Here is an 18,426-nt window from a genome sequence, read left to right as displayed (position 1 = left end):
GGTTACAGATCGAACGGCGTTTTCAGGCCGTGCTCGGTAAACAGGACGGCCAAATCATCCACGCTGGTGCCAATCACATCCGCAGCGCGGCGTACCGACAAATGGCCCTGTTCGATACTCCAGCCCAGCGTTGCCACGAAGCGGTGACTGAAGCGGGGCGGCAAGGCGGCGGGATTTGCGGCAGCATCCATGCGCAGCAGGCCATCGCCGATGCTCTGCGCGGCGGCATTCTTCAACAGTCCCAACGCGACCAGGCGCCATTTCATCGCCGGGCCACTGACACCAAGTTGGGTGGCGGCTTCACGGATCCACCGAGCCTGAGCCTCAGGATCATTCGACGGCAAAGCGGCCTTGTCGATCAGGCCGACCACAACATGACGCGGCATCAACAGGCCACCGGAGAAATTGTCCGCGAGCTGTTCTACGCGCTTCTGGTTCTTCGAGAGCTTGCTCTCCTCCTCGACGTGCGCCGGTGCCATCTCGCGCCAGGTGATGAGGTGGAAAAGCTCGTGACCCATGTCGAACGCACGGCGTCCGGCGGGTTCATGGCGGTTGATGAGAATGGTGTTGAGTGGCCCTAGCTGGCACGCCGCACCAGACACGCCGACTACTGTATCGACATGCAGGATCAGCGTATCGAGTTTCTGTTCGAGCACTGATGCCAGGTTCGCCGCTGGCACATCGCCCAGACCGAGCGAGCGTGAAACGGCGTCGCCCTCGTCGGCAGCCTCTTCGAACGAGCTCTTCGGGTTCAAGCCGATCTGGGGGAGCAGGGAATTCACCGACTCACCCTTGAGACGGCTCAAGTGGCGATAGGTGGCGATCCAGCCGCCGGCACGTCGTTCGAAGGATTCAAGATCATCCGCCTTGGCGGCCTGTCGCCAGGAGAAGTTGGCTTCGCCGGCGAGTTCGAAGGGATCGGTGAAATAACCGGTGTCGACACCGAAAAACTCGGCGGCGCGCACCAGATCGACAGGCGCAACCTGACGCTTGCCCAACTCGATGTCGGACAAGGTTTGGCGGTCATTGAAGCCCAGGGCTTGGGCCAGGTCGGTCTGATTGACCTCTCGGCGCTCGCGCAATGCTTGCAGGCGGCGGCGGATCGTTGCTTGGTCCATAGCGGCACCTCCAGTTGCGGAATTCTATCTTGCAAAAGTGTCAAATGCAAGAATTCTTGCAGGTTGAAGGCGGTGCCCACATCGAGTCGATGTTCATATTTACCCCTTACAGGCGTCCCATTTGGCTAAAGTCCAAGATCACACTTGCTGCATGCTTCAGCTCACCTGAGCCGCGCATCATCACGGACATGCTTCGGCCCGCCCGGGCCACAGGGGAAGCGATGACACCGATCCTGCTGGAGGACCACCTGGAACAGGCTGCGCTGAAGTGGCTGGCCGACCTGGGCTGGGCGGTGGCGCACGGGCCGGATATTTCGCCGCCGGATGCGCACACGCCAGGTAGCGAGCGGAACAGTTACCGGCAGGTGGTACTTGAACCTCGGCTGCGCGATGCGATTCGCCGGTTGAATCCGCGGATTCCCGCCACGGCGCAGGACGAGGCGCTGCGGATGGTGCTGAATCCGAACATCCCGGGCCCGTTGCAGGCGAACCGCCAGCTGCACCGCTGGCTGACCGAAGGCGTGCCGGTGCAGTTCCAGCAAGGCAACGAGACCCGCGGTGACCTCGTGCGACTGGTCGATTTCGACGATGTGCGCGGCAACGACTGGGTGGCGGTCAACCAGTTTTCCATCCAGGGGCCGAAACGCACGCGGCGACCGGATCTGCTGTTGTTCCTCAATGGCCTGCCGATCGTGCTGCTGGAGTTGAAGAATCCGGGCGACGAGAACGCGGATATCTGGTCGGCGTTCAACCAGGTGCAGGCGTACCGGGAGGACATCCCCGACCTGTTCATTTACAACGCGCTGGTGGTGATCTCCGACGGCATCCGCGCGCGGATGGGCTCTCTCACCGCCGAGCGCGAACGCTATATGGCGTGGCGCACGATCGACGGCGTGCAGACCGATCCGCTGGGCGAGATGCGCGAGCTGGAAACGCTGGTGCATGGGGCATTCGACCGCGCCTTGCTGTTGGAATACCTGCGCAATTTCATCTTGTTCGAGGACGACGGTGCGCTGGTCAAGAAGGTGGCCGGATACCACCAGTTCCACGCGGTACGCGCGGTGGTGGAAAGTGTGCTGGCGGCATCGAAGCCGGGCGGATCGCGCAAGGGCGGCGTGGTGTGGCATACGCAAGGTGCGGGCAAAAGCATCGAGATGACTTGCCTAGCCGGCACCTTGATGCAGCACCCGGCGATGGGCAACCCGACCATCGTGGTGGTGACCGACCGCAACGATCTGGACAACCAGTTGTTTGGCGTGTTCGCTGGCGTCGCCGACCTGCTGCGCGAAACGCCGGTGCAAGCCGATACGCGGCCACGCCTGCGCGAACTGCTGGGCAACCGTCCGTCCGGCGGCATCATCTTCACCACGATCCAGAAATTCACGCCGGGCGAGGACGAGGATGTGTTTCCGGTGCTGTCCCAGCGGCAGAACATCGTGGTCATCTGCGACGAGGCGCATCGCACGCAGTACGGCTTCGAGGCGAAGCTGACCGGGGATCCCGGCAAGGCCAAGCCCGCGAAGATGGCGGCGGACGCGGCAGGCTCGGTGGCGACGGCGGCGCTGACGTCGCACGAGGCCTCCGCCAGTTACGCGAGCAGCGTGCGTTACGGCTACGCCCAGCACCTGCGTGATGCGCTGCCGAACGCCACCTTTGTCGCGTTCACCGGCACGCCGGTGTCGCTGACCGATCGCGACACCCGCGCCGTGTTCGGCGACTACGTGCACGTCTACGACATCGAGCAGGCGGTGAAGGATGGTGCCACGGTACCGATCTATTACGAATCGCGGCTGGCGAAGCTCGAACTGAGCGATGGCGACATCGACGCGCTCGACGAGGAAGTCGACGAGTTGAACGAAGGCGCGGTCGACGATCCCTCGCATGCAGCGCGCATCCGCCGCTGGGCGGCGCTGGAGAAGGTAGTGGGTGCCGCGCCGCGCATCCAGAAGGTGGCCAGCGACATCGTCGAGCATTTCGAGAACCGCCTTGCCGCGATGGATGGCAAGGCCATGATCGTGGCGATGAGCCGCGAGATCTGCGTGCATCTGTACGACGCCATCGTGGCGTTGCGGCCCGAGTGGCACGATGCCGATCCCGAAAAGGGCGTGATCAAGATCGTGATGACCGGCTCAGCCGCCGACAAGCCGATGCTCAAGCCGCATGTGTATCCGAAGGAAACGCGCAAGCGGCTGGAGCGGCGCTACAAGGATGCCGGCGATCCGTTCAAGCTGGTGATCGTGCGCGACATGTGGCTGACCGGTTTCGATGCACCGTGCCTGCACACCATGTACATCGACAAGCCGATGCGCGGGCACAACCTGATGCAGGCGATCGCGCGGGTGAACCGGGTGTTCAAGGACAAGCCCGGCGGCCTGGTGGTCGACTACATCGGCATTGCCAACGAGTTGAAGCAGGCACTGGCGGACTACACCCAGGCCAAGGGCAGAGGCCGCCCCACGATCAATGCCGAAGAGGCGTTGGATGTGCTGGTGGAGCGGATGGAACTGCTGCGCGGCATGCTGCACGGCTACGACTATGCGGCGTTCCGCACGCAGGCCTGGGCACTCCTGCCCGGCGCAGCAAACCACGTGCTGGGACTGGACGACGGCAAGCAGCGTTTTGCCGACCAGGTGCTGGCCGCCACCAAGGCGTTCGCGCTGTGTTGCACGCTGGATGCGGCGCTGGCCTATCGCGACGAACTGGCGTTCCTGCAGGCGATCAAGTCGGCGATCACCAAGCACGCGACCACCGACACCAAGCTCAGCGACGAGCAGAAGGAGCATGCACTGCGGCAGATCATCTCGCGTGCCGTGGTGTCCGATCAGGTCATCGACATATTTGCCGCCGCCGGCCTGAAGCGTCCGGACATCGGCGTGCTGTCGGAGGAGTTCCTGCAGGACGTGCGCCACATGAAGGAGCGCAACCTCGCGGTGGAGCTGCTGGAGCGGCTGCTGAAGGGCGAGATCAAATCACGCTTCAAGACCAACGTCGTGCAGAGCGCGAAATTCTCGGAGCTGCTGCAGGCGTCGTTGACCCGCTACCGCAACCGTGCGATCGAAACGGCGCAGGTGATCGAAGAGCTGATCGCGATGGCCAAGAAATTCCAGCAGGCTGCTGAACATGGGGACGCGCTGGGACTCAATCGCGATGAAGTCGCCTTCTACGATGCGCTGGCGAATAACGAATCCGCGGTGCGCGAGCTTGGTGACGAGACGCTGCGCAAGATCGCTGTAGAGCTGACCCAGAAGCTGCGCAATTCCGTCACGGTGGATTGGGCGGTACGTGATTCTGTGCGTGCCAAGCTACGGGTGATGGTGAAGACCTTGCTGCGGCGCTACAAGTATCCGCCCGACAAACAGGACGAGGCGGTGGAAATCGTACTGCGGCAGGCTGAGACCTTGACCGGCGCTTGGGCGAGTGCGGGGCAGCCAGACTGAGAGTGGGTCTGTCTGCGATCCTATTCGACCCTCTGACTAATAGCCGCCCAGTCACCGCCGTGATATGCGAGTCACGTTACCTACCGTGCTTGTCGGCGCAGGGGTACGTGCGTCGAGCTCAAGCAACAAGCTGGCTTGGATGCTGTCTTTGATGACGATTTGCGCCTCGAGGTCTCGAATGCGTTTCCTTGCGGCCTCGAGCCCGCGCGCGAGATCCGTTGCTCGAGGCCCTTTTTCCAAAATGGCCTTAACCTTGTCCCGAAACGCTTGGTATCGACATCCGTCATATCCGATCAGGGTTCGACTACGCCTCGCCTCCTCCGCGACGACGGCATAGGACACGCCAAGCTTCCCCTTCTCGGCGAGCTGCGCAAGCCGTGGTGTCTGCGGCGTACCCGAGAGCACACGCTGTAGCGCCGCTTCCAATTCCGCTTCAACAGCCTTGTCGCTCTTGATCATCAATCCCTCACTTCGCCGCCTTCTTACCCAGAATGGCAACCATGTTCGTCGCCTGCGCATGGCGCGCTTTGATGACCCGCAAAGCAGGATCCCTCTGGGAACCCTTCAGTGCCTTCGCATACGTCGACTCTCGCTCCTGCCAAACCGGAAGGTGTCGTCCGTTGGCGATGAAGAGCTGGCAGCCCAAGCAGACCGACGGTGATCGAAATGCCACGTTCGGGCCGCGCCGAGACCAGTGACTGCTGCCTCCGAGATCGTGGCATCTCGACGCCTCGGGCTTCAGGTGCAGGAAGCAGTGGCCATACGGCAAAAAGAAGATGCGCAAGTCGTTCTCGATGATGAAAGCTTCCGCAGCTGCCTGGGTGGCCTCAACCTTTTGCTCGCGCAGCTCCTCGCGGAATCGCTCCACGTGCTTCGCGACACTTCCGGCCGCCGCGCTGCGGCCTTCCGCGAATTCCAACATGAATCGTGCGCTCTCCATCACTCGCGTGCTATCGAGCGTGTCAATCAGATCGACATCGTTCCCGATGTATCCGCGTTCGGTCATCACCATGCTCAGGTGCTGGAAGTGGCGTGATATCGCAGGTAGCAATCCCGAATTCACGCGAAACAGGAAGAGCGCAAACGTGGTGCGCCAACGGTGACCGCGCAGACGATGCTGCTCAAGGAATTCGACTCGACTCGCCTCCGACGCGCCGGAAAGATCACAGTGTTCCCGCAAGAAGTCCTTCTGCAGCTCGGTCAGGGCCACAACCGTCATGCGGCCAACTGATGTCGATTTCCGCGGAAGGCCCTTCGCGGCGCGAAATGTCACCAGGAGTTTGGTCGTCCCCCCGAGCCTCCGCCACCGCATGTAGAGCTGCCACAAGACCTGGAATGCGCGAACCGGAGGGGGGAGGTAGTTACTCCCAACGCTTCGCGCGCCGATCACCCAGCGGGTGCGGACTTTGCTCTGTTTCGCTTCGACACTGCGGCAATAGAAGATCTCCATCAACCCATCGGAAGAGATCTCCGATTCGATGCAGCCCGGCAATGGTTGGCTCTCGTCGGATCCAGCATCCAACCCACACATCTCATGCGCGCGCATGCCCGTGGAACCCTGAATACACACAATCGCCGCCGACTGAATGGTAATGATCAGGCGACGCAGGAGCTGATTCCCTTCCAGCATCCCCATCCGCCCGTCGCGAAGTGGTCGTGGCGTAGGTTGGAGTGGGCCGCGCCACGGCTCGACCTCTTCATCAATTCGTGCGAACTGAAACTTTGTGAGCTCGTCGATTGCAGCACGGTACTTTTCGCGTCGACACCATGTCCCCTCCGACTCGCCCGGTGCCTCTTCGAAGGCGCGCATACATAGGTCTTGAAGTGCCATTACGTCATCGGCCGGCGCACCAAGGAATCTGATTGCGGAGCCCAGGATAGGAATGGCTATGTCGTCCGGGATCGGGTCGAGCTTTCCTTTACGATGAAGATCAAGCTCGTTACGGACGACGTCGTCAACCGAGCGACCGTCATATGGTGCCTCTTGTGCCGGCTCAATGCCTAGCAACCGAAGGGCTTGGCGCTGACGATACATGTACACCAGGACGGTCAGACGCACGGATGCGCTTGCGTTGGATACGGTACGCGGCCTCGTCTTTTGCTTCTTTGGATCTACTTGTTCGTGGTGGTCGAGGAAATACTGCGCGTATACCCAGCTCATAGCAGAGTCGACGTCGGCAATGGAGGGCACTTCCTCCAAGATCATCCAGGAGCAAACACTCGCGATCGCCAGTTCCAAACTGTTCAGCGTTCCACCCGTAATCGCCTTCCCTTCGCGAGGGTCGTGGATCATCGTCCAGACCAGTGCCTTGAACTCCGTAAGCAAGCTGCTGTTTTTCTCGTCGGTCAGGGACGATCCGTCCGGAAGCGAAATATTCCAGTTGATCGTTCCATGGCGAGGTCGCTGCCCGGCGACGCAGTGGAGTAAGACCCATATGTTGTCGGCAAACATGCATTTCTCGCTCACTCGCAGCATCGCGAGTGCATAAACGTGGTTCGGTTTGGGCGCACAGCGTGCAGGCTTTTGCATACTATTAATCCAATGGCGGCAATGGCGGAATGAGCAGCCGTTCCGCCTCAGCTAGCACAGCTTCATTCGTAAACAGTGGGAGCCAGAATGTGACTAGATGCGTGTAGCTTTCTCCCCATCGCATCTGCCAGGCCTGTTCGCCGAGCTGTTCGCGCGCGCGCTGGTGCAGGGCTTTGAGTTGCAGGAGACGCGCGAGTGCGTACGGGCTGGAAACGTCGATCGACCCGAGCGGGCACGCTGGACACTGTCCATACGCGCCACACATCCTTCCTTCGCGCTCGCCGCGCATGGGGCTGGAAAGAGGATCATTGCAGCGGAATCCCGGCGTTGCAGCTCCCAACTCATCGCTCGCTGGTGCATTTCGTGGATCAATTTTTCCGTCGCTTAGCACCCAGCGCTCGCGCTGGCTTATTCCCGCCACAAGTTGTTCTGTCTGGCGTTGCTGTGCAGCTCTGGACCGGTAGTGTTTCTCCGTCACCGAAATTCCGCTGTGCTGAAGCAGCGCACTGATTTGACGAATGTCCCCATCGAACAGTTGGTCAGCGATTTCCGCGCCGGCGGTTCGGACTGAGCGCAAACCTCTCCACTCAAACCTCCCCGCTCTACAAAATCCGATGATGTGTGAGTGAAAATTTACCGACTTGCCGCGTCCCATCTCGTGGAGAGTCTCGATGCGCACTGTTCCCTTTTTGTTTCGCGGCACGTACAACCATAGGTGATCCTTGAGCTCCTCTGGGCAGATGGTGCGCAGCCGCTCAGTCCATCGTTTTAGGAACGCGACGACACGGAAAGGACTGTCAGATTCGGTGGACTCGGCGTAGTTCAAATGCTGGGTTTTTCCAGCGCGATACTTCGGGCCTTTGATGAGCAACCTGTTGGTCGCCAAGATCGACTTGATCTCAAGATTGTCTAGCTCGATATCCAACAGCGGCTGCATGTTCAGGACAGTTGCGAAGGCGAGGAGGAAGACGAATTTAGTCAGATCCCCGGCCAGAGGTGCCAGCGCACGCGCGATCGCCGTGTAGCCGAACTCTTCGGTCAAATCGAACAACTCGCCCGAGACCTTTTTAATAACCTTCTGCTCCGGTATATAGCCGCCGGTTAGGCGGGAAACACGTAGGTAGGCCATGCCTACAGTTCGCGCACGGCGAGGTAGTGGATTTTCCGCGATGCGGGGATTGATGCGCAGTGCTTCGTCTGCCGATTTCCAGATCGCTTCGATCCCAGCCATCTGCGCAACGGCTTTGTCCCGGCAGTATAGGTAAAAGGCGGAATCGTCGATTGGATCCCTGGTCTTCGCCGCCTTCCCGCCATTTGAGCCTCCGGGCCAAGGATTGCTCGGAACTTCGCAGTCGTCAGGTAATGACGACCGATAGTGTGCCTTTATGTATCGAATCACTTTTCTGATGGCGCCAAGATAGTGATTGCGGGTCTCGTAGTCGAAGTGGTGGGACCCGTCCTCTCGTATGCGGCCTATCCATTCTCCGACAACTTCCCTCAGGAAGGTTGTGGTGACATCCGCCATGGCCAGATTCCTGTGACGCTCGCACGTACGCAGGTACTCAAAGAGGCCATAAGATAGGTTGATTAGTTGAGCTTCTCTGGTTCGAAGGCGTTGCCCTGCGCAGGCCGCAACTGACGACTTCGCAAGCTCAAGCGCAAGATCCGGGGCAACCAACCATGTACTGCAGTCGACTGTGACGCTGATGCTCGTGCGCCGATCGACGAGTCGCACGAGGAGCGACGCCTTCGTATCATCGTAGATGATGGCATCACTGACAGGCGTCGGATCCGCGTCGCCAGATAGGCGCGTACCCGTAGCGCCCTGCTGGGCATGCCGTGACTTGGCCGCGCCACTCTTAGCCATCGACGTCGGCTCCAAACATTTCGGCCGCCATCCTATTGGCGTCTGAATAGACGTCACACAGCCTCGACTCTGCCAACACCGCAAACCTCAAATAGGTATCGGTGGTGGTGGAGTAGTGCGCATGCCCCAGCTGGGCCTGAATGTATTTGATCGGGTCGGTATCGCCGCCGCGCTTGCGAGAAATGTATGTGTACACCGCGTACGAATGCCGGAGCACGTGAAATCCATGGAACCTGGCACCTGGCTCGGTCAGCAACCCAGATCCACATGCTGCATTTCGCCGCAGCTGAGCTTCGCGGAATATGCGGCCTAGTGTTTTTGGTGCCACCTGCGCGCCACGTCCTGTGCGTGCGCTCGAACGATTCAAGAAAACCCGATTCGGCGGAACGTAGTTGGCTTCTTGCGCGCGGACTTTTGCGGCGACCGCTGCTCGCTCGGTAGCAACGTAATATCGCATCGACAGGATCAACCATGTCGGCACGTTCACCGTGCGCCATTTGTCGCCTTTGCCGTGCACCGACATTTGTTGGTTGCTTTGTGGATGGGCGTCATCTGCGATCCTGATTGCATTGAGCATGGTCAGCTCGAGATCGCAGACTTCTTCGCGGCGCAACCCAACATAAAGCCCGCATTGCGCCATGACCCGATCACGAACCGACTGTCCGTCAGTCAATTCTTCGGTCTCGCCGAAGCACTCCATCGGCACCGATGGACCTAGCGCGTCGAGGATGTCCCGGGCTTCTTCGCGCGACAGCACGGTGACGTTTTCCGAAGGATCCGGAGCTGAGGGTATATCGACTTCAGCGGCAAACTTTTCCGTCTTTCGGGGTGACGCGAGATGTGCCAGGAATCTGCTGTCCACGGGCCGCTTGCTTTTCACTTCCTCGACCAAAAAGCGGTGGCGAAGTAGCCCCCTGTCTTGTGCCCACGAGCAAAACATTTTCACCGTGGATAGCCGCCGGATAATTGTGTTGTCCCTGTAGGGCCGACCAGTGACCGGAGACGGTCTGGATTCCATGTTGGACACGTAAGTGTTCAACGTCCTGTCGTCGACCGCGTCGAGGGTAAGGCCGTTACCGTCTAAAAAATCGTAAAAATCTTTCAGGTCGTATGCGAGTGCCTTCCGCGTATGGGGGCTTTTTTTCAGCCTGTTCGGCCTACTCAGGAGCAACCGTCGAATCAACTTGTCCGCCAAGAAGAGAAGAACGGGCTCCACGACCTGACCCGTCGTTCCCGAGACCAGGATGTGCAAGCCATCCGGGATCGGCTTGACATTCCGTGCGCGGAGCTCGCCTTGATCGTCGGCTTCTAGGTACGTGCTGCGGACGTACACGTTTAATTCCGCGAAGGCCGGCACCTGTCTGGGTGATTCCGCCCCTGCTCTTGAGGTCGCACAAGACTCGTCCATGACTTTGCTCCGCCGTGAGTTGACAGAGCGAACAATACCGACGAGTGCAGCCGGTACAGCAACGAAACTACCCGTTTTTTGGGCGAGTTTCTCCAGGGCGGGGTTGGGGGAAATTCCTTCGTGTGAACGCGAATCGTCCGACCCGGTGGCAAGCACCCAACCTACCGACATCAATAAGGCGCAATTTTTGGAGTGTTCACCGGATCGGCGAATCAGCGACGATGGTGTTCACTCTTTGGCCCTTCCAAAGCGCTGTTTTTAAGCGGCTTCGTGGAGAAATTGCGCTGAACACCTACCAGTACGTCATACCGTGCTCGCAACCGCGATACGGATTCAGCGCCTGGTCGAAGGCGATGTCGGGCGAGTCGTTGCGGGTGATGACGCTCTTCGCGCGCTCGTCGGTCACTTCGGTACGTGGCCGCGGCGCGTCCTCGTCGAGCAGCAGGCTCTGCCAGCCGTCATCCTCGGCATGATGCCGAATCGACTCGAAGCGCCCCTCCGGATTGGAAGCCGCGCCGCGACCCTTGTGTGCGTGGGGAAACCCGTTCATTCCGCCAGTGTGCAACGGGCTTGTCTCAGGATGGGCGACACCTTGAAGCAACGTGTTTTACCCCACCCCAACCCTCCCCTGCGGAACAGGGGAGGGCGTCCGTGTTGCGCCTCCCCTTGCTTGCCCCAAGGGACTTCCTTCGGTCGCAGGGGGAGGCCGGGAAGCGGTCACGCCGAGCGCGGTGCCCCTACCGGCAACACCGTACGCTGGTGCGACTCGTTGATGACTTCCGCCGCCGACAGATAGAACGCCAGCACCGCCGTTAGCAGACCCATGTAACCACCGGCCTGGTGCACCCCGGCGATGCCCGTCCATTCACCCGCCGCGAGCAGGAAGAAGGTGATCCACAACGCCAGGAAGATCAGCTGCAGCGCACGCGCCGCACGAAGCGAGGCCAGCCACATGTAGAAGGTGAACACGCCCCACAGGAACAGGTACCAGCCGACGAAAGCCTCCGGCACCTTGCCGTGCAGGAACAGCACGAACAGCGCGAACGACCACCAGAAGGCGCCGTAACTGAGGAAGGCGGTAGCGCCGAAGGTGTTGCCGCGCGGCAGTTCCATGATGCCGGCAATGGCCTGCGCGGTGCCGCCGTAGGCCAGCGCCACGGCCAGCACCAGGCCCATCGATTCACCGCTGAACCAGCCGGCATTGATCATGCTGAGCAGCCAGGTGGTCAGTGCGAACCCGGCCAGCCCCAGGGGCGCCGGATTGGAAAACTTCACTTGCGAGGTTGCATCGCTCATCGTGGTGTCCCCAGGTGGTCGGATGGCGGTATGGAAGCCGTCTCCAGCGCGCGCGGCGAGCCATCCACGCGCCGCGCTTGGCTCGTGTCATCGCGGGCAGGCCCGCTGCTTCAAGTGGAATGCGACAGCGGCGCCGAAGCGCCGCCGTCAGGCTCAGAAGTGGTACAGCGCGTTCAGGCTGACCTGGTTGCCGGTGGTGGTCTTGCGATCGATGCCGTTGCTGGTGGAGTCGAGCTTGTCGTGCAGCAGCTCCACGCCCAGTTCGTAGGCACCGGCGGCGTATTGCAGGCTCAACGCGGCCTGGCGGTTCTTCAACAGGCCGGTGGAACCATGGCCAAGCCAGCGGATCACGTCGTTGTTGTCCGGGCTGGCGTAGGCGTAGAACGCGTACAGGCTCCAGTTCGGCGTGAAGTGGTAACCACCCTGCACGAAGCCGCCGCTTTCCTGGATATCGCCGAACTGCGACATGGCGCCGAAGATCTCGCCCAGCGCACGGCCGGTATAGGCCACGCCCTTGAAGTCCCACGGACCGGGCTTCCAGCTGCCGCCAATCTCGTAGCCGGTGCTCTTCAGGTCGGACTTGATCGGTGTCGGCGCATCACCACCCACGCCTCTCAGGTCGATTCGGCTGTAATGCCCGGCGCCATAGACCAGCCAGTTCTTGTCCTTCACGCTCAGCCGCGCTTCCACCTGCGGGCGGAAGCCGGCGTTGCCGGCGGACAGGTAATTGACGTTGTTGCCCGGGCCGCTCCACGAACCGTCAAACGCGCCCAGGTCCAGGCGCCAGGCCGGCCCGCTGGAGCCGTGGTTGAGATCCTGCATCCACACGATGCCGGGGAAGCGCCAGCCGCCGTAGCCGCTGGCAAAGCCCAGCGGGAACGCGATATGCGCCAGCGAGGTCGGCGAGTTCAGCGGGAACATCAGGTCCCACTGCTGGCCGATGCGGATGGTGGTGCCGGTGAGCGGGTTGGTCAGGTCCATGTAGGCCTGGCGCAGACGAGGGGTGATCTGCTGCCGGCTGTAGGCCCCGGTACCGTTGAAGCCACCGAAGAAGTCCATCTCGATGCGGCCACCGCCGACCCAGTCACCGGCAAACTTGGCGCCGCTGAAGTCGAGCCAGAAGCGCGTGTTGCGTACGTCCACGCCGCTGAGCGAGCCTTGCGAACCCGGCACCGGGAACAAGGCGTTCTGGCCGTTGCCGTAGGTGAAGCTCTTGTTCTGGCTGAAGGCGCTGGCGTTGATAAACCCGTGCAGCGCCACCGAAACACCCGGCGCACTGGTGAACACCGGCTTGGCCGAAGCGGGCGCTGCCGCCACGTTCTGTGCCTGGGCGGCCGGCGCGGCGGCGGGCGCCGGTTGCGCCGTCTTCTGTGCCTGGATCATGCCCTTGAGCTGGGCCAGCTCCTGTTCCAGCTGGTCGACGCGCTGTTCGAGTTGTTGTTCGCGCGCGCTGACGTTGCCGCTGGTGCTGCCGGATGTCTGCGCCTGTGCGGCAAGCGGCAGGCTCAGGGCACAGGCGATGCCGAAGGCGAGCGCGCGAACGCGACGGCGTGGGCTGGGCGAATTCATGAGCTGGTTGTCTCCCCGGGTCAAATGCGGTCCGAGCATGGGCGCGCCGGCTTGCACGCGCCTATTGGCCATTGGTCGAGACTCGACCAAAGTCGAACAGCCACCAGTGCCCACCCCATCGGCCAACCGCTACACTCGATCGACGACCATGTATCTCCGCGCCGTGCGCGACGCCTCGCGCTGCCGCTGCGCTCTGCCCATCATTCCGCCAGCAGGAGGCAAGCATGTCCACGATCCATCCGGTTCCCCCCGAGTTCGCCGCCAAGGCGCTGACCCGCAAGGACGACTACGAACGGCTGTACGCCGAGTCCGTGAAAGACCCGGAAGGGTTCTGGGCCCGCGTGAGCCAGCGACTGGACTGGATCAAGCCGCCGACGAAGATCAAGAACGTCTCGTTCGACCGCAATGACCTGCACATCCGCTGGTACGAAGACGGCGAACTGAACGTGTCGGCCAACTGCCTCGACCGCCAGCTGGAAAAGCGCGGCGACAAGGTGGCCATCGTGTTCGAGGGCGACGACCCGAAGAACTCGCGCAACATCACCTATCGCGAACTGCACGAGGAAGTGTGCAAGTTCGCCAACACGCTGAAGCACCTGGGCGTGGTCAAGGGTGACCGCATCGCCATCTACATGCCGATGATTCCCGAGGCCGCGGTGGCCATGCTGGCCTGCGCCCGACTGGGCGCGATCCACTCGGTGGTGTTCGGCGGCTTCTCGCCGGATTCGCTGGCCGGGCGCATCGTCGATTCGCAGGCCAAGGTGGTGATCACCGCCGACGAAGGCCTGCGCGCCGGCAAGCGCATCGCGCTCAAGGTCAACGTGGACGAAGCGTTGAAGCGCCCCGGCACCAACAGCGTGGAAACCGTGGTGGTGGTGCGCCATACCGGCGGCACCATCGAGATGCAGTCGCCACGCGACCGCTGGTACCACACCTTGATGGAAGGCCAGAGCGCGGATTGCCCGCCTACCCCGGTCGAGGCCGAACACCCGCTGTTCGTGCTGTACACCTCCGGTTCCACCGGCAAGCCCAAGGGCGTGCAGCACAGCACCGGCGGCTACCTGGTGTTCACCAGCTACACCCATGAGCAGGTGTTCGACCTGCGCGAGGACGACGTCTACTGGTGCACCGCCGACGTCGGCTGGGTCACCGGCCACAGCTACGTGGTCTACGGACCGTTGGCCAACGGCGCCACCACGGTGATGTTCGAAGGCGTGCCGAACTACCCCGACTTCAGCCGCTTCTGGCAGGTGGTCGACAAGCACAAGGTCACCCTGTTCTACACCGCGCCCACCGCGATCCGCGCACTGATGCGCGAAGGCGAGGAACCGGTGAAGAAGACCTCGCGCGCCAGCCTGCGCCTGCTCGGCTCGGTCGGCGAACCGATCAACCCGGAAGCGTGGGAGTGGTACCACCGCGTGGTCGGCGAAGGCCGTTGCCCGATCGTCGACACCTGGTGGCAGACCGAAACCGGCGGCATCATGATCTCGCCGCTGCCCGGCGCCATCGCTACCAAACCCGGCTCGGCCACGCTGCCGTTCTTCGGCATCAAGCCGGCCATCGTCGATACCAACGGCGAAGTGCAGCAGGGCGCCTGCGAGGGCAATCTCTTGATCACCGATTCCTGGCCCGGCCAGGTGCGCACCATCTACGGTGACCACCAGCGTTTCATCGATACCTACTTCAGCGCCTACCCCGGCAACTACTTCTCGGGCGACGGCGCGCGTCGCGACGAAGACGGCTACTACTGGATCACCGGCCGCGTCGACGACGTGATCAACGTCTCCGGCCATCGCCTCGGCACCGCCGAAGTGGAAAGCGCGCTGGTGGCGCATCCGAAGGTGGCCGAAGCCGCCGTGGTCGGCTGCCCGCACGAGATCAAGGGCCAGGGCATCTACGCCTATGTCACCCTGGTCGCCGGCGAAACCGGCAGCGAGGAGCTGCGCAAGGAACTGATCGCCTGGGTACGCAAGGAAATCGGCCCGATCGCCACGCCGGATTACATCCAGTGGGCACCCGGCCTGCCGAAGACGCGCTCGGGCAAGATCATGCGCCGCATCCTGCGCAAGATCGGCGAAAACCAGCCCGACCAGCTCGGCGACATCACCACCCTGGCCGACCCCAGCGTGGTGAAGAACCTGGTGGACGAGCGACTCATCAAATAAGGTAACCGTGTAGGAGCGCACCCTGTGCGCGATGCTCTTTTCTGCATCATTGTGCACAGGCATCGCGCACAGGGTGCGCTCCTGCATTTTTGGCGAAAACCATGTCCGACGTACTGATTGCCGACGATCACCCGCTGTTCCGCGATGCCCTGCAACGCGCCGTGCTCGGCGCGCTGCCGCAAGCGCGGGTGCACTGCGCCGACGACGTGCACAACCTGATGGGGCTGATCGAACAGTATCCCGACGCCGACCTGCTGTTGCTGGATCTGCACATGCCCGGTGCCCGTGGCTATTCCGCGCTGGCACACATCCGCGGCCAGTACCCGGGGCTGCCGATCATCGTGGTATCCGGCCACGAGGAAGCCACCGTGGCCCGCCGCGCGCTGGCCCACGGCGCGGCCGCCTACATTCCCAAATCCACCGACGGCAGCGCCATCGCCGAAGCCATCCGCCGCGTGCTCGACGGCGACACCTGGCAGCCGCCGCAACTGTTCGGCGGCCACGCCCCGCTGCAACCGGACGAAGCCGACGCCGCCGCGCGCATCGCCGCACTGACGCCGCAGCAATTCCGCGTGCTCACCATGATCGCCGAAGGCCTGCTCAACAAGCAGATCGCCTGGGACCTCGGCGTTTCCGAAGCCACCGTGAAAGCGCACATGACCGCAATCATGCGCAAGCTCGGCGTGAACAACCGCACCCAGGTCGCCCTGCTCGCCAGCCAGCTCGCCGTCGACCAAGGCGCCGTGCCAGCGTTGCCGGCGGACGAGGAGTAATTCTCTGTTTGACGTGCCGGGAATCGGAACAACTATGCAACCAGCACGGCTTTGGCACCCGCCAGCGCCTCGTAGGCCATGGCCATTTCGATCTGGTCGTAGCGAAACGTCTTCCCGATCCGGGTAGTGAACACCGGATCATCAATCACCCCCTCCAACGCTCTCAGCGCCGAAGCGAGTTTTTCCGGCTCCTTCACGGTCCTGCTCTCGAAATTGCTGAACCGGCGTACCGTCAGGTTCTTCATCATGAAAACCACGGACGGGATGGCAAACGGCGTGGCACCACCCAGGAAACCGTACAGATAAATCGTTGAATTCATCGGTAAACTGGGAGCCAGCCGCCCCGGCAAATCGCCGCCGACGCCATCGAAGACCGCCGTCGCACCCAGTTCGGCGGACAACGCGGCGAGCGTATCGGTGAAGCCTTCGTGGGTCACGATGACATGCTCCGCACCCAAGCCACGGAGCGTCTCCCGCGCCGCCTCGCTGCGCACCAGGAAAATCGCGGGCAGCTTCCTGCGGCGCGCGAGTGAAACCATGGCGTGGCCCGTGGCCGAATTTCCGGCCGTGACTATGACCCCCTGGTGTCCCGCCTCGGCGATTTCTTCGAGAAAGGCGTATGCCGTCATGACGTTGACCAATGACCCGCTGTAGTCCGCGGCGCGCACGTGATCCGGCAGGATCAGGCAACTCGTCCAGGGCACCTGCACCCTTTCGCACCACAACCCGATCGTCTCCGGGCTTCTGCCGAGTGAACGATAGATGGCCACCTGCTTGCCGGCATAGTCCGCGGGGACGCCTGCCCCCACGGCCAACACCCGTCCCGATCCCGATGCACCCCATACGTCGTGCTGGCTGGCGGCGAGCGCGTTGCCGGCCGTCCCCGGCATTTTCAGGAACGCCTTGTCGCCATGGTTGATCGCCGAGGCATCCATGTCGACGAGGACATGGCCTGCTGCCGGCTCGCTCGGGGTCGGGATGGCGCAAACCTCCAACTCCCGCTCTGGTGTCACGCAAATCGCTTTCATCAGTGGGTTCCTTCGTTCTGGATATCGGTGATGGCACAGCCCGCACCATAAGCAATGCCATCCATTGCCGGAACACCGCTCGTGGGCATACCATCCATGCCAATTCGGAATGAATGAGGTGGTGGCCATGGATCGCCTGAATGCGATTCGCCTGTTCGTGCGCCTCGTCGAATGCGGCAGCTTTTCCGCCGTGGGACGCGAAGAAGGCATCGGACAACCGGCCGTAAGCAAGCAAATCCTGGCGCTGGAGCGGTACCTCGGCGCCCAGCTCGTCTTGCGCACCTCGCGCCAAATCACCATCACCGAAGCGGGGCAAACGTTCTACGCGACGGCCAAGCAGCTCGTGGATGGCTTCGACGCGCTCGAATCTTCCGTGGGCGAGCGTCAGCAGTCGCCGCGAGGCATGCTCAGGATCAATACCGCGCCGGCCCATGGCCGGCTATGCATCACGCCGTTACTCCCCGGATTCTTTCGACGCTATCCCGATGTCGCGATCGAACTGTCGGTATCGGAGCGGCACGTCGACCTGGTGGGAGACGGCATCGACCTGGCTATCCGCCACGGTCGGCTGGTGGATTCCACGCTCACCGCAAGGAAGTTGTCCGAGACGGATTTCGTACTGGTGGCGAGCCCGGGCTACCTTGCCGCGAAAGGACTGCCGACCCGGCTTGCGGATCTGGACAGGCACGCATGCATTGCCTTTGCAAAAGACCGCGAGCGTTACCCTTGGTCGCTCAAGGTCAAGCGGGAAAAGGTTTCCTACGTTCCGCGCGGCTCACTGATAACCGGCGACGCCGAACAGATTCGTGCGGCAGTTCTTTGCGGCCTCGGCATCGCCCAGGCACCCTACTGGCTGGTGGCAGACGAAATCCGCTCCGGCGAAGTCCAGGTGCTGCTTCCCGAGTTACAACCGGAGCGCGTTCCCATCCACCTTGTTTATCCATCAGGACGACGGATACCGATGAGGCTGCGGGTATTCATCGACTATCTTGTCTCGGCATTCGAACGCGCGGAACGCTGAATCGCGATATGAGTCCAAAACTTTCCCGGCATCGCTTCGTTCCCCATCAGTGCGGCACGGTATCCACTAAAGCGTAGGAACTGTCGCGTCCGCCTTGAACGAGTAAAAAGAGACTTCCCCTCCCTTTCGGCCTCGATGGCCATGATGGTGTTGCGACACAACCGTCACTACGAAGAGGAAGTCTCCATGAGCACTATAACCATCGGCGTGGATT

At 61.9% G+C, this 18,426-nt stretch carries 13 protein-coding genes; 4 read left to right on the top strand and 9 right to left on the bottom strand.

From position 1 onward, the window contains the following. Nucleotides 1-2: 2 nt before the first annotated feature. Nucleotides 3-1,118 carry a helix-turn-helix domain-containing protein gene (locus tag AB7849_RS17595; protein WP_369501461.1) on the bottom strand — a complete coding sequence of 372 codons (1,116 nt, stop codon included), beginning with the start codon at nucleotides 1,116-1,118 and terminating at the stop codon, nucleotides 3-5. Nucleotides 1,119-1,339: 221 nt separating this feature from the next. On the opposite strand from AB7849_RS17595, the gene AB7849_RS17590 reads away from it, so the two are divergent. Continuing rightward, on the top strand, nucleotides 1,340-4,555 hold the full coding sequence (locus tag AB7849_RS17590) for a type I restriction endonuclease subunit R (RefSeq protein ID WP_369501460.1): 3,216 nt from the start codon (nucleotides 1,340-1,342) through the stop codon (nucleotides 4,553-4,555). A 51-nt stretch (nucleotides 4,556-4,606) separates the two neighbouring features. Here AB7849_RS17590 and AB7849_RS17585 read toward each other — a convergent pair whose 3' ends face one another. From AB7849_RS17585 to AB7849_RS17555, 7 genes are all read right to left on the bottom strand, one after another. Next, nucleotides 4,607-5,014, bottom strand: a complete 408-nt coding sequence (locus tag AB7849_RS17585) for a hypothetical protein (RefSeq protein ID WP_008215289.1) — start codon at nucleotides 5,012-5,014, stop codon at nucleotides 4,607-4,609. 7 nt (nucleotides 5,015-5,021) lie between these two features. Further along, nucleotides 5,022-7,007: a hypothetical protein gene (locus AB7849_RS17580; protein WP_369501459.1), complete on the bottom strand. Its 1,986-nt coding sequence runs from the start codon at nucleotides 7,005-7,007 to the stop codon at nucleotides 5,022-5,024. Nucleotides 7,008-7,089: 82 nt separating this feature from the next. Continuing rightward, entirely contained in the window at nucleotides 7,090-8,610 is a 1,521-nt protein-coding gene (locus AB7849_RS17575) for a hypothetical protein (protein ID WP_157618199.1), read from the bottom strand. 334 nt (nucleotides 8,611-8,944) lie between these two features. Beyond that, nucleotides 8,945-10,360 (bottom strand): tyrosine-type recombinase/integrase, encoded by a 1,416-nt coding sequence (locus AB7849_RS17570; RefSeq protein ID WP_369501457.1) that lies wholly within the window; start codon nucleotides 10,358-10,360, stop codon nucleotides 8,945-8,947. 292 nt (nucleotides 10,361-10,652) lie between these two features. Beyond that, nucleotides 10,653-10,910, bottom strand: a complete 258-nt coding sequence (locus tag AB7849_RS17565; RefSeq protein ID WP_008215283.1) for a hypothetical protein — start codon at nucleotides 10,908-10,910, stop codon at nucleotides 10,653-10,655. 167 nt (nucleotides 10,911-11,077) lie between these two features. Continuing rightward, on the bottom strand, nucleotides 11,078-11,656 hold the full coding sequence (locus tag AB7849_RS17560; RefSeq protein WP_008215281.1) for an acetate uptake transporter: 579 nt from the start codon (nucleotides 11,654-11,656) through the stop codon (nucleotides 11,078-11,080). 153 nt (nucleotides 11,657-11,809) lie between these two features. Then, nucleotides 11,810-13,225 carry a carbohydrate porin gene (locus AB7849_RS17555; protein WP_008215279.1) on the bottom strand — a complete coding sequence of 472 codons (1,416 nt, stop codon included), beginning with the start codon at nucleotides 13,223-13,225 and terminating at the stop codon, nucleotides 11,810-11,812. Nucleotides 13,226-13,449: 224 nt separating this feature from the next. On the opposite strand from AB7849_RS17555, the gene acs reads away from it, so the two are divergent. Together acs and AB7849_RS17545 are read left to right on the top strand one after the other, a co-directional pair. After that, a complete protein-coding gene (gene acs, locus AB7849_RS17550) occupies nucleotides 13,450-15,390 on the top strand; it encodes an acetate--CoA ligase (protein ID WP_008215277.1) in 1,941 nt (646 codons plus the stop codon). A gap of 101 nt (nucleotides 15,391-15,491) precedes the next feature. Next, nucleotides 15,492-16,163 (top strand): response regulator transcription factor, encoded by a 672-nt coding sequence (locus tag AB7849_RS17545; RefSeq protein WP_008215274.1) that lies wholly within the window; start codon nucleotides 15,492-15,494, stop codon nucleotides 16,161-16,163. Nucleotides 16,164-16,195: 32 nt separating this feature from the next. On the opposite strand, the gene AB7849_RS17540 is transcribed toward AB7849_RS17545, so the two are convergent. Then, complete coding sequence (locus AB7849_RS17540) at nucleotides 16,196-17,191, bottom strand: zinc-binding dehydrogenase (protein ID WP_008215271.1); 996 nt, start codon at nucleotides 17,189-17,191, stop codon at nucleotides 16,196-16,198. 127 nt (nucleotides 17,192-17,318) lie between these two features. Between AB7849_RS17540 and AB7849_RS17535 the strand changes: the two genes are divergently transcribed. Beyond that, a complete protein-coding gene (locus AB7849_RS17535) occupies nucleotides 17,319-18,212 on the top strand; it encodes a LysR family transcriptional regulator (protein ID WP_037101889.1) in 894 nt (297 codons plus the stop codon). Nucleotides 18,213-18,426: the final 214 nt, after the last annotated feature.

Source organism: Rhodanobacter sp. FW021-MT20 (assembly GCF_041107475.1).
GTDB classification, from domain to species: domain Bacteria; phylum Pseudomonadota; class Gammaproteobacteria; order Xanthomonadales; family Rhodanobacteraceae; genus Rhodanobacter_A; species Rhodanobacter_A glycinis.
The sequence above is the reverse complement of the archived record's forward strand: the minus strand, read 5'-3'. Positions and strand labels throughout refer to the sequence as shown.